At 59.1% G+C, this 11,879-nt stretch carries 12 protein-coding genes; 4 read left to right on the forward strand and 8 right to left on the reverse strand.

The features are described from left to right. Window positions 1–2: 2 nt before the first annotated feature. Complete coding sequence (locus ACTJJA_RS04950) at window positions 3–1,916, forward strand: DNA topoisomerase III (RefSeq protein WP_323343443.1); 1,914 nt, start codon at window positions 3–5, stop codon at window positions 1,914–1,916. Between the two features lie 116 nt (window positions 1,917–2,032). On the opposite strand, the gene gdhA is transcribed toward ACTJJA_RS04950, so the two are convergent. After that, complete coding sequence (gene gdhA / locus ACTJJA_RS04955) at window positions 2,033–3,376, reverse strand: NADP-specific glutamate dehydrogenase (RefSeq protein ID WP_120158880.1); 1,344 nt, start codon at window positions 3,374–3,376, stop codon at window positions 2,033–2,035. A gap of 228 nt (window positions 3,377–3,604) precedes the next feature. Here gdhA and ACTJJA_RS04960 point away from each other — a divergent pair, with 228 nt between their 5' ends. Beyond that, complete coding sequence (locus ACTJJA_RS04960; protein WP_089599082.1) at window positions 3,605–3,877, forward strand: YnjH family protein; 273 nt, start codon at window positions 3,605–3,607, stop codon at window positions 3,875–3,877. On the opposite strand, the gene ACTJJA_RS04965 is transcribed toward ACTJJA_RS04960, so the two are convergent. Further along, complete coding sequence (locus ACTJJA_RS04965; protein ID WP_440666499.1) at window positions 3,837–4,253, reverse strand: pyrimidine (deoxy)nucleoside triphosphate diphosphatase; 417 nt, start codon at window positions 4,251–4,253, stop codon at window positions 3,837–3,839. The two genes, ACTJJA_RS04960 and ACTJJA_RS04965, sit on opposite strands and share 41 nt — an antisense overlap. Window positions 4,254–4,328: 75 nt before the next feature. Between ACTJJA_RS04965 and ACTJJA_RS04970 the strand changes: the two genes are divergently transcribed. Together ACTJJA_RS04970 and ACTJJA_RS04975 are read left to right on the forward strand one after the other, a co-directional pair. Next, window positions 4,329–4,898 (forward strand): carboxymuconolactone decarboxylase family protein, encoded by a 570-nt coding sequence (locus ACTJJA_RS04970; protein WP_440666501.1) that lies wholly within the window; start codon window positions 4,329–4,331, stop codon window positions 4,896–4,898. Further along, window positions 4,891–5,508 carry a CDP-alcohol phosphatidyltransferase family protein gene (locus tag ACTJJA_RS04975; RefSeq protein WP_440666503.1) on the forward strand — a complete coding sequence of 206 codons (618 nt, stop codon included), beginning with the start codon at window positions 4,891–4,893 and terminating at the stop codon, window positions 5,506–5,508. Before ACTJJA_RS04970 ends, ACTJJA_RS04975 begins: the two co-directional genes overlap by 8 nt. On the opposite strand, the gene ACTJJA_RS04980 is transcribed toward ACTJJA_RS04975, so the two are convergent. From ACTJJA_RS04980 to xthA, 6 genes are all read right to left on the reverse strand, one after another. Continuing rightward, window positions 5,505–6,812 (reverse strand): rhodanese-like domain-containing protein, encoded by a 1,308-nt coding sequence (locus ACTJJA_RS04980; RefSeq protein WP_440666505.1) that lies wholly within the window; start codon window positions 6,810–6,812, stop codon window positions 5,505–5,507. The two genes, ACTJJA_RS04975 and ACTJJA_RS04980, sit on opposite strands and share 4 nt — an antisense overlap. A gap of 73 nt (window positions 6,813–6,885) precedes the next feature. Further along, window positions 6,886–7,506, reverse strand: coding sequence for an ATP-binding cassette domain-containing protein (locus ACTJJA_RS04985; protein WP_440666507.1), 621 nt, complete (start codon window positions 7,504–7,506; stop codon window positions 6,886–6,888). Continuing rightward, window positions 7,506–9,041: a thiamine ABC transporter permease gene (locus ACTJJA_RS04990; protein WP_440666509.1), complete on the reverse strand. Its 1,536-nt coding sequence runs from the start codon at window positions 9,039–9,041 to the stop codon at window positions 7,506–7,508. The genes ACTJJA_RS04985 and ACTJJA_RS04990 overlap by 1 nt, the downstream gene beginning before the upstream one ends. Next, the gene (locus ACTJJA_RS04995) at window positions 9,014–10,174 is read right to left on the reverse strand and encodes an ABC transporter substrate-binding protein (protein ID WP_440666575.1); all 1,161 of its coding nucleotides are present in this window, start codon (window positions 10,172–10,174) and stop codon (window positions 9,014–9,016) included. Before ACTJJA_RS04995 ends, ACTJJA_RS04990 begins: the two co-directional genes overlap by 28 nt. A gap of 15 nt (window positions 10,175–10,189) precedes the next feature. After that, complete coding sequence (locus tag ACTJJA_RS05000; RefSeq protein WP_440666511.1) at window positions 10,190–10,873, reverse strand: TVP38/TMEM64 family protein; 684 nt, start codon at window positions 10,871–10,873, stop codon at window positions 10,190–10,192. Between the two features lie 6 nt (window positions 10,874–10,879). Further along, window positions 10,880–11,686, reverse strand: coding sequence for an exodeoxyribonuclease III (gene xthA / locus ACTJJA_RS05005; protein ID WP_100166976.1), 807 nt, complete (start codon window positions 11,684–11,686; stop codon window positions 10,880–10,882). Window positions 11,687–11,879 lie beyond the last annotated feature (193 nt).

Consider the following 11,879-nt stretch of genomic DNA (forward strand, 5'->3'; position numbering starts at 1 on the left):
CGATGCGGTTGTTTATTGCCGAAAAACCGAGCCTGGCCCGCGCCATTGCCGATGTGCTGCCTAAACCGCATCGCAAAGGCGACGGCTTCATCGAATGCGGTAACGGGCAGGTGGTCACCTGGTGTATTGGTCACCTGCTTGAGCAGGCGCAGCCGGATGTCTACGACAGCCGCTACGCCCGCTGGAACCTGAACGATCTGCCTATCGTGCCGGAAAAATGGCGCCTGCAGCCACGGCCTTCGGTCACAAAACAGCTCAACGTGATCAAGCGCTTCCTGCATGAAGCGGCTGAAATCGTGCATGCGGGTGACCCGGACAGGGAAGGGCAGCTCCTGGTCGATGAAGTGCTTGACTACCTGGAGCTGGCGCCGGAAAAGCGCCAGCAGGTGCAGCGCTGTTTAATTAACGACCTCAACCCGCAGGCCGTCGAGCGGGCGATCTCGCGCCTGCGCGCCAACAGCGAGTTTATCCCGCTGTGCGTTTCCGCACTGGCGCGTGCGCGTGCCGACTGGCTGTACGGTATCAATATGACTCGCGCCTACACCATCCTCGGGCGCAACGCGGGCTATCAGGGCGTGCTCTCCGTGGGCCGCGTGCAGACGCCGGTGCTGGGGCTGGTGGTTCGCCGTGATGAAGAGATTGAAAATTTCGTCGCCAAAGATTTCTTTGAAGTGAAAGCGCATATCGTCACCCCAAAAGACGAGCGCTTTACCGCCGTCTGGCAGCCGAGCGACGCCTGCGAGTCATACCAGGATGAAGAGGGGCGTCTGCTCCATCGTCCGCTGGCCGATCACGTGGTTAACCGCATTACCGGGCAGCCCGCTATCGTCACCAGCTATAACGATAAACGGGAATCAGAACCCGCGCCGCTGCCGTTTTCGCTTTCTGCACTTCAGATTGAGGCAGCTAAAAAGTTTGGCCTGAGCGCGCAGAACGTACTGGATATCTGCCAAAAGCTCTACGAAACCCATAAGCTCATCACCTACCCGCGTTCGGACAGCCGCTATCTGCCGGAGGAACACTTTGCCGGACGTCACTCGGTGATGAACGCCATCGGCGTGCATGCGCCGGATCTGCTCCCGCAGCCGGCGGTCAACCCGGACACCCATAACCGCTGCTGGGATGATAAAAAGGTGGATGCCCACCATGCGATTATCCCGACGGCGCGTGCCAGCAGCGTCAATCTGACCGAGAACGAAGCGAAGGTGTACAACCTGGTCGCCCGTCAGTACCTGATGCAGTTCTGCCCGGACGCGGTGTTCCGTAAATGCGTCATTGAGCTTGAGATTGCCAAAGGCAAGTTTGTCGCCAAAGCGCGTTTCCTTGCGGAAGCGGGCTGGCGCACGCTGCTCGGTAACAAAGAGCGCGACGAGGAGAACGACGGCACGCCGCTGCCGGTGGTCGCTAAAGATGACGAGCTGCTGTGCGAGAAGGGCGAAGTGGTTGAGCGTCAGACCCAGCCGCCGCGCCATTTCACCGACGCGACGCTGCTTTCCGCCATGACCGGGATCGCCCGTTTTGTGCAGGATAAAGATCTGAAGAAGATCCTCCGCGCCACCGACGGCTTGGGTACGGAAGCAACCCGCGCGGGGATTATCGAGCTGCTGTTTAAGCGTGGTTTTCTCGAGAAAAAAGGGCGCTATATCCATTCGACAGAGCCGGGCCGGGCACTGATTCACTCCTTGCCAGAGCTGGCCGCGAGGCCGGACATGACCGCGCACTGGGAGTCGGTGCTGACGCAGATCAGCGAGAAGCAGTGCCGCTATCAGGACTTTATGCAGCCGCTGGTTGGGACGCTTTACCAGCTGATCGATCAGGCGCGCAGCACGCCGGTGAAAACGTTCAGAGGGATGGTTGCACCCGGTGGTGGCGCGAAGAAACCGTTTAAAAAGAAAAAGAGCGCGGCAGCCTCTTAAACCGTAGGCCGGGTAAGGCGCAGCCGCCACCCGGCGAAAAGCAGCTCTGCGGCCTGAAAAAAGCCCGGTGGCGCTAACGCTTACCGGGCCTACAAGGGCGAGAATGCAGCGAGAGCTTAAATCACGCCCTGCCCAATCATCGCATCTGCCACCTTCACGAACCCGGCAATATTCGCCCCGCGCACGTAGTTGGTTTGCGATGCTTCACCACCGTACTCCACGCAGGCATGGTGAATATCCAGCATGATGTGGTGCAGGCGCGCATCCACTTTCTCCGCCTTCCAGCCCATACGCGCGGCGTTTTGCGCCATCTCGAGGCCGGAGGTCGCCACGCCGCCCGCATTAGCGGCCTTGCCCGGCGCAAACAGCACGCCCGCGTCCAGGAACAGGTCCGTCGCGTCGATGGTGGTCGGCATATTCGCCCCTTCGGCTACGGCTTTCACGCCATTGCTAATCAATGTACGCGCGGCGTCCACGTCCAGCTCGTTCTGCGTTGCGCACGGCAGAGCGATATCCACCGGCACGCCCCACGGCTGTTTCCCTTCCAGGTAGGTCAGGCCAAACTCTCGGGCATAATCCGCCACGCGACCGTCGCGGCTGGCTTTGATTTCACACAGGCGCGCCAGTTTCTCCGCCGTGAAGCCCGCTTCATCCACCACCGTGCCGCTGGAGTCAGAGGCGGTTACCACGCGAGCGCCAAACTGCATCGCTTTCTCAATAGCGTACTGCGCCACGTTACCGGAGCCGGACACCGCGACGCGCATCCCTTCAAAACCTAAGCCGTGACGCTTGAGCATGGCTTCGGTGAAGTAAACCAGGCCGTATCCGGTCGCTTCCGGGCGGATCAGACTCCCGCCAAACGACAGCCCCTTGCCGGTAAAGACGCAGGCGCTGTTATTGGAGAGTTTTTTCATCATCCCGGCCATAAAGCCCACTTCACGTCCACCGACGCCGATATCACCGGCAGGAACGTCGGTGTCAGGACCAAGATGACGATACAGTTCGGTCATTAGCGCCTGGCAGAAGCGCATCACTTCGCCTTCGCTTTTGCCTTTCGGATCGAAATCGCTGCCGCCTTTCCCGCCGCCCATCGGGAGCGTGGTGAGGGCGTTTTTAAAGGTCTGCTCGAAGCCGAGGAACTTCAGAATCGACAGGTTTACGGACGGGTGGAAGCGCATGCCGCCCTTAAACGGGCCAATGGCTGAGTTAAACTGTACGCGCCACGCACGATTGACCTGCACCTGATTGCGATCGTCAACCCACGTCACGCGGAATTGGATCACGCGCTCTGGCTCGACAAGGCGTTCAAGCAGAGACATCTGACGGTAACGCGGATTTTGTTCAAGGAAGGGCCACAGGGTGGTCATCACTTCACGAACGGCCTGCGCGAACTCGCTTTGGTGCGGGTCGCGCTGCTGAACATGGGCAAGGAAACTTTCCAGAGTGCGTGTCTGATCCATAGATATAAGAGCCTCTTATATTAATTTATGTATGTTGCTTATGCGATTTGTGTTGTTTTTTTGACTATACCACCCGTACCGCTTTGTGAGGCAAGCAGAAATGTGTGCCGAAAGGGAAATTCATGAGAGAGGGCGGGTCATAACCAAAAGCGATGACGAGATAAATTAAAGGTTCTGCTCAGGTTTACCGTTATAGTCAATATCAGGACACAACAGGAAGACAAGTCGATGAACCGTTACGTGATGACCGCGTTATGTTTGATGTTTACCGCTGGCGCTCAGGCGGACCGCATTCGCCCGGATGTGGAAGTGAACGTGCCGCCAGAGGTTTTTAGCTCCAGCGGCCAGCGCGCGCAGCCGTGCAATCAGTGCTGCATCTATCAGGATCAAAACTATTCTGAAGGGGCGGTGGTAAAAGCGGACGGTGTTTTACTGCAGTGCCAGCGTGATGAACGCACCATTAGCACGAATCCGCTGGTCTGGCGTCGCGTAAAAGAATAAAGGCCTCCAGCAGCGGAATATCCGCCGGGGCTAAGTCGTAGGCGAACGCCTCTTCCGGCGTACACCACACCAGCGCGCTGTGGTAATGCGCCGTGAGCTCTCCACTGAAGACGGGAACATGCCAGGCGTGCAGGTTGATTAGCCGCTGCGACACTTCGCGCTGGTGGCTTGCCACGTAGTGCGCAGGCTGAGCCTCAATGCCCAACTCTTCACGCAGTTCGCGGATCAGCGCTTCGGGCTGGGTTTCACCGGCTTCGACTTTCCCGCCTGCAAATTCCCACATTCCCGGCTGGTCGGCGTGGGCAGGGCGCTGCGCCAGTAAAATCTTGTCGTCTTTTTCGATGATGGCGGCAACGACATCGAGTGTTTTCAGCATGGTCGTCAATAATTGTTAGCAAAAAAAGACATATTATCGTGCCCTTTCTCAGAGTCCAGCTATCAGGAGAATCAGGTGAAAAAGACCAGCACCTGGGTTGCCCCCATCGAATCCCTTCCCGCCAGCCTTAAGCCGATTGCCGCCATGCAGAAAAAACATTTTGGCGCGGTGCTTAATCCCACTCGCTGGTGGGGACGGATGCCGCGTCTGTTCTGGCTGGTGGCGCTGTTTGTCGGTTATCTGGAGCGCCGCAAGGCACCTCTTTCCCCGGTGCTGCGTTCACTGCTGATGACACGCGTGTCGCAGCTGTGTCACTGCGCATTTTGTATTGATGCCAACAGCCTGCGGCTTGCCGAGCGGGCGGGCGCACTGGATAAAGTTCAGGCGGTGAGCCACTGGCGTGAAAGCGGTGTATTCAGCGACGAGGAGTGCGCTGCGCTGGCATACGCCGAAGCCGTCAGCGTCACGCCGCCTCAGGTGGATGACGTGGTCAAAGCGCGGTTGAAGCGCCACTTTACAGACGACGCGATTACCGAAATGACGGCGTTGATTGCGTTTCAAAACCTCTCGGCACGTTTTAATGCCGCGCTCGACATTCCTGCTCAGGGGCTGTGCGCAACCTTTAAAGAGAAACCCCATGCTTGATAAACACCTGCATCCTCGCCTGAAACCTCTCCTTAACCAGCTCGTGGCCGTGCTGGATAAACCCTTTATTACCCCTGATGGCCTGACGTTAACGGGATTTGCCGTCGGCGTGCTGGCGCTGCCGTTTCTGGCGCTCGGCTGGTATTTTGCTGCGCTGGTCGCCATCGTATTCAACCGCCTGCTGGATGGCCTGGACGGTGCGCTGGCGCGCCGCAGGGGATTAACCGATGCGGGAGGGTTTCTGGATATCGCGCTCGATTTTCTGTTTTACGCGCTGGTCCCGTTTGGCTTTGCCCTGGCTGCGCCCGCCGGGAATGCGCTGGCCGCCGCCTGGCTGTTGTTCGCGTTTATCGGCACCGGCAGCAGTTTTCTGGCGTTTGCGGCGCTGGCGGCGAAACACGATATCGACAACCCCGGCTATGCGCATAAGTCGTTTTATTACATCGGTGGGCTAACGGAAGGGACGGAAACCATCGCGCTGTTCGTGCTGTGCTGCCTGTTTCCGGCACACTTTACGCTTTTTGCGTGGATATTCGGCGCGTTGTGCTGGCTGACCACCACAACGCGCGTCTGGAGCGGCTATGTGACGCTGAAGTCACTCAACGCTTAGAGGGTACTCTCAGGCCCGCGCTTGCCGGTAGAGACCGGATTTTGCGAATGACTGCTCCATTCGTACCAGCCGCCGTCATAGACGGCGACGTTCTTCCAGCCCATCGCGCGGGCGTACATAAAGCTTTCTGACGCCCGCCAGCCGGTGCCGCAATAAAACGCGACGTGCTGCTCAGGCTGGATGTGCCAGGTCTTCCACATTGCGGCAATATCCTCGGCGCTGCGCATGGTGCCATCCGGGTTGTGGAAATCTTCCATGTGGGTCGCGTCGCTGCCCGCGTGACCCCATCTCGCCCCGGCAATGTCACCTTTGGGCTTGATGTAGCTGTAGCCGCTGGTGTCACCGATAAACTCCGGCCACGAACGAATGCTGACCAGCGAGGCATCCTGACGGTGTAGCATGCCGCGCGCCTGTTCCATATCCACCATCAGCTGCGGCTGGCCGGGGATCGGTGCACCGAAATCAGGGGCGGGCTTCACGTTTGCGGGCATACCGCGCTCAACCGGCAGGTTGGTCTCTGACCATGCTTTCCAGCCGCCGTCGAGAATGCGAACATCCTTCACGCCCGCATACAGCATGATTTGCGCCACGCGCGCGGCGGCGTAAACGTCACGGCCATACAGAATGACGGTGGTATCGTGACGGATCCCGTGTTTCGCCAGCATCGCTTTCAGCGCGTCGTCAGAGACCTTATTCCACAGCGGCTCGCTTTCCACCTCGTTGGTGTCGATGTAACCCGCGCCGGGGATATGGTTCAGCAGGTAAAACTTCGGTGCGCCCCAGGCGGCTTCAATCACTTTCCAGTCGCCAGCCGGGGCGGCGGCGACCGGTTTGCCTTGTTGCAGCTGGTGGATCCACTGCGGGTAGACGAGTTGTTCAAAGTGCGGCAGGCGCTGTAAACGGTCGGGTGTTTGCAGGGCATCGCTGAGAAGCGACACATGCGTGTATCCGGCCTTCTCCAGGCTGGCTTTAACGGCCTGGTTGTCTGCATCGCGACCGTAAAGGGCAATGGGCGTGGACGGGGTAAGCTGGTGCTGTTTTATCCACGCGCCAATCTGCTCGTCGCTCATGGCGCTAAGCCAGGAGGCCGCCAGGTTGAGCGCGGCGGGTTCATGCCCGGAGGGGCCGCTGAGCGTTTGCGGCCAGCCGTTGTAAAACGCGCTGGGGCGGGTGTCGATGGCTTTGCCCTGTTGTGCCTGCAGTTCGGCCAGCGTAAGCGAAGAGGACATATTAGCCGCCACAGAGGAAAAAGAAGCGAGGCCGCAAAGCAGGGCCAGCGCGGTCAGTTGAGAAACACGTTTCATCGAATAACCTGACATCAGTAAAAGAGGGGGGCATTGTCGTCTCTCCCGGATCTGAAAACATTGCGTTAGCACATTATTGCCAGAGAGAAATCTCGAACACCTCGCCACCGGGCGGAATGTCTTCCTCATCATGAGTGACCAGCACCACCGGAATATTACGTTCCCGGATGACGTCAAACACCCAGGTTCGAAACGTCGTCCGTAACGCTTTATCGAGGCGGCTGAAAGGTTCATCCAGCAATAATGCCTGCGGCTCCGCAAGCAGGGCGCGCAGCAGGCTGACCCGGGCGCGTTCTCCGCCGGAAAGCGTAGCAGGGTCGCTGGCAGAGTAATTTGCCAGCCCGGCAGAACGTAGCGCCTGCTCAACGCGCTCCCGACGCGCCTCGCCTTTAATGCGGGAAGGCAGGGCGAGCATCAGGTTTTGCCCGACGCTAAAGTGGTCAAACAGCAGGGCGTCCTGAAAGAGGATCCCTAAACCACGCGTTTCCACGGGCAAGGTGTCACAGCGGCGTTCATCAAGCCACAGTTCTCCCTGCGCCTTAAAATCAGACGATAACGCCCCTACCATCCAGGAGAAAAGTGTCGATTTCCCGCTACCGGACGGCCCCATCAGGGTCACTATCTCCCCGCGCGGTACACAAAAATTGACCTGCCGGAAAAGCGGTTCAATGGTCAGATTTTGCACCTTTAACATTAACGTAATCCTCGACGGTAGCGGCCTGCCAGTCTGGATAAGAGGGCGGCGATGCCAAAAACAATGCCTGTTACCAGCAGTAATCCCAGCGCGCGGGTAGCCAGGATCGGAAGACTTCCCCCGCTGCTGAGCGCCACGGTTTCAGTGGTCAGCGTGGCAAAACGTCCGGCACCCAGCCACAGTGTGGGCATGTATTGCGCCATGCTCACCGAAAACCCGGTGGCAAAAGCCAGTAATGCCGGGCGTACCAGCAGCGGGCATTTTAGCATCCAGAATATTTTCATCCGTCCCCAGCCAAGCGTTCTGGCGGAGAGGAACAGTCGGGGATCCAGCTTTTGCCAGGCAGGTTGCAGCACCAGCAGCGTCCAGGGCAGCACCCACAGCAGGTGCCCCCAGAGCACGGCAGCGAACTGCCCGTCGATGCCCAGCGTGAGCGCAACGGCATATTGACCGGAGACAAGAGGTAGCGCGGGCAACGCGAGCGGCAGCCAGACCCACAGCGCGCCTCTTCTGGGCCCCCATTCGAGCCAGAGAAAACTCAACCCAAGCGCCAGCACGCCAGAGAGTAGCCCCAGCGTAAGACTGGTGGTTAACGGGGACAGCGCGGCATCTTCGGGACGCGCTAAACCGAGCAGCACGATGGCGCAGAGGATCCCACATCCCGGTAGCCACCAGGCGAACGACTTTTCCGGTACCGGCAGAGACGCGCGGCGCCTGACGCCGGAGAGGTTCGGCAAGGTGCGTCGCCAGGCTTTCCAGATGCCGAATCCCACTCCGGCCAGCAGCGCCAGAGTCAGGAGTAAGAGAAGGCAAACGAGCGTTCCCTGCGCCTGCTGCTGCGCATCGCCCTGGCTGAGCCACTGCCAGGCCAGCACCGCCAGCGTGGGGGGATTACCTGGCCCCAGAATAATGGCAACATCCACCACAGACAGCGACCAGGCCAGCACGGCCAGCATCACGGCACCCAGCGCGGGGGCAATGGTCGGCAGGACCAGCCAGCACAGGCGCTGAAGGCGTCCGTAACCCAGGGTACGCAAAACCACATTCTTCTGCGCCAGCTGCGCTTCAGGCAGCGCGGCATAGAGTGCCCACAGGACAAACGCGCTCTCTTTGACCGCGAGCGTCAGCCCCAGTCCGATGCCATAACGATCGAGCTGCGGTGAGCAGAAAGTGCAGACCTGATAAAACAGCCCTCCCTCGGCAAACAGGAGTAACGCGCTGGTCGCGAAAGCGACGTGGGGCACCGCCAGCATCCAGGGTAACTGCGTGCACAAGCGACGCCAGCGTTCGCCGGGCCACAGCAGCGTGATGAACCCCAGGGCAATCACCAGCGAACCCAGCGTTGCCAACAGCGTCGAGACCAGCGTGGCGGCAAACGCCTGCGGCAGCTGGGGATCGTCAGCCAGCGCCTGCCAGCTATCGAGCGACAGCGCCGGGGTAAACAGCATAGCGACGGCAGGAAGCAGCGGGAGATAAATCACCGCCATTACCAGCCAGATCGCCGCGCTTAGCGGGTGCCGTAGCGGCGAAGCCATTCCTGCTCCAGCGCGTTAACCCAGGCGGCGTGCGGTTCAGGAAGAACTGCCGGTAACGCATCTGGCGTGTGGCTGCGAAGCCGCTTCGCCTCATCGGCGGGTAGCGTTCCCGGGTCCAGCACGCTCGGGTCACCCCACACGGCCGGGTCGGCTTTGCGGATCTGCGCCTGCGGTGAAAGCAGGAAGTTTGCCACCACTTTTGCCCCCGCACTGGCGCTGGCATTCGCCGGAATAGCGACAAAATGGACGTTACCGATCGTACCGTTCTTAAACCCGAAGCTGTAGCTGTCGGCAGGGAGTTCACCGCTGGCGACCTTTTGCCGGGCATGCGCCGGGTTAAAGGTCATCGACAGAGCCAGGTTGCCGCTGGCGAGCAGGGCATCCATGCGCGCGGGCGAGGGCGGAAAATCTTGCCCTTTACGCCACAGCAGTGGATGCAGCGTGTCGAGGTAGCGCCACAGCGGCGCGGTAACCTGCTGGAAGGTATCATCCGGCGCTTTTTTTAGCGCGTCAGGCTGCATGGTGAGCGTCAGAAGCAGCTGTTCCAGGAACGCCGTGCCGGTAAAGTCAGGCGGGCGCGGATAAGTGACGTTGCCCGGATGCTGCTGCGCCCAGGCCAGCAATGCCTGAGGGGTATCTGGCGGCGCAGGCATGCTTGCTTTACGGGCGATAAAGGTCAGCTGCGCGCCGCCCCACGGCGATTCTGCTCCCTCGGTTGGGATGGCAAAATCCTCCGTAACCGGTTTACGCGTATCAACGTATCGCCAGTTCGGCAGCTGCTGCGCCCATTCGGTTTGCAGCAAACGCGCCTCTTTTAGGGTGCGGAAATTTTCTCCGTTAACCCAGAGTAAATCGACCGAGCCGTTGTGGTTTCGCCCTGCGGCATGTTCCGTCTGGATGCGTTTTACCGCATCGGCGGCATCCGCCAGACGAACAACCCTGAGGTCAATCGCGTAGTGCGTTTTCATTTCGCCGCTAACCCAGTCCAGGTAGCGGTTAACCGCCGGATCGCCACCCCAGGCATTAAACCAGACGGTCTGGCCTTTTGCCTGTTGTTGAAGGGATTGCCAGCTGTCTGCAGCAAAGGCTGGCGTCGCCAGCAGCAGGCTTGTCAGAAACGCGCAAAAACGCACACGGCGCATAATGCCTCACTTTTTGAACGAAGAGGTGTAACGGGAAAAGAGCCAGCGGGTGGCCAGCGGGAATAACCCCAGTAGTGTAAAGGCGAACAGCACACCCGGCGACAAAATATCGCGCAGCGATGTCACTCTTCCAAGCTCGCGCCCGGCGTTGAGAAAGACAACCGTTGCAGGCAGCATGGCGGCCTGACTTACCCACCAGTAGCGACGCACCGTGATGCGGGTCAGCCCCATCAGCAAATTCACCAGGAAAAACGGAAACAGCGGCATCAGGCGAAGGGCAAAAAGGTACCCCGCGCCGTCACGCGTCATCCCGGCATTGACCGTTTTCATCTGTAGCGTAAAACGCCGTTGCACCCCGTCGCGAAGCAGATAACGGCTGGCGAGCATCGCCAGCGTGGCGCCGAGTGTGGACGCAAACGACACCAGCAGTACGCCTTCCCACAAGCTGAAAAGTGCACCACCCAGCAGCGTCAGGATGGCTGCGCCAGGGATCGACAGGGCGCTTACCACGACATAGATAACAAAATAGGTGAGCGCACTTCGAAGGGGGGCATGTTCGACCTGCGTGAGCAACGCCTGCTGGTGCGTTTTTATCACGTCGAGGGATAGCGTACCCGGTGGCAGGAGGATGAACGCCAGCGCAAAGGCGCCCAGAAGGGCGCACAGGAAAAGTGTTTTTTGAATGTTCACACAGGGTTACAGCTTGAATTTCGCCCACACCGGCGCGTGGTCAGACGGTTTTTCCATGCTACGGATATCGTAGTCAATACCGGTTTCGATGCAGCGTTCTGCCAGCGGGGAGCTGGCCAGCAGCAGGTCGATACGCAGGCCACGGTTGTCATCAAAGCCCTTTGAGCGGTAGTCAAACCACGAGAAGCGATCCTGCGTCTCCGGGTTGGCGGTACGGAAGGTATCCACCAGGCCCCAGTCCAGCAGGCGTTGCATCCACTCGCGCTCTTCCGGCAGGAAGGAACATTTGCCGGTACGCAGCCAGCGTTTGCGGCTGTCTTCACCGATGCCAATATCCAGGTCGGTCGGGCTGATGTTCACATCACCCATAATCAGCACCGGGTTGTCTTTGTTCAGTTCGGTGGTCAGATAGTCCTGCAAATCCTGATAAAACTTGGCTTTTGCCGGGAATTTGGTCGGATGGTCGCGGCTTTCGCCCTGGGGAAAGTACCCATTGATCACGGTGATGTTCCCCAGCGGGGAAGGCAGCTCCGCCATGATGATGCGGCGCTGTGCCTCTTCGTCATCGCCGGGAAAACCACGGCGCACAGAAACTGGCGTCTCTTTGGTCAACAGCGCAACGCCGTAATGGCCTTTCTGCCCATGATAAAAGACGTTGTAACCGAGTTTCGCCACCTCTTCGAGGGGGAACATGTCGTCGTGAACCTTGGTCTCCTGCAGGCCGATCACATCTGGCTGATGTTGCTCAACAATGGCTTCAAGCTGATGAGGACGGGCGCGCAGGCCGTTGATATTAAAAGAGACAAATTTCATAGTCGCTGCCAGTGCAAGGTGAATAGTGCATGGATGGTAGCAGAAATTGTGTCGTCTGTTATCCGCTTCGCCCAATTACTGCGACAGATAATGCCAACGGTGCAATTTTTGCACCATTCTGACGCGCCTTGCCCCCAAACAGAGCGTAAATGGTCAATAAATTTCGCGAGCGATCACAATTCCAGAATTATAT

The organism is Enterobacter sp. 22452 (assembly GCF_052045065.1).
GTDB lineage: Bacteria > Pseudomonadota > Gammaproteobacteria > Enterobacterales > Enterobacteriaceae > Enterobacter > Enterobacter mori.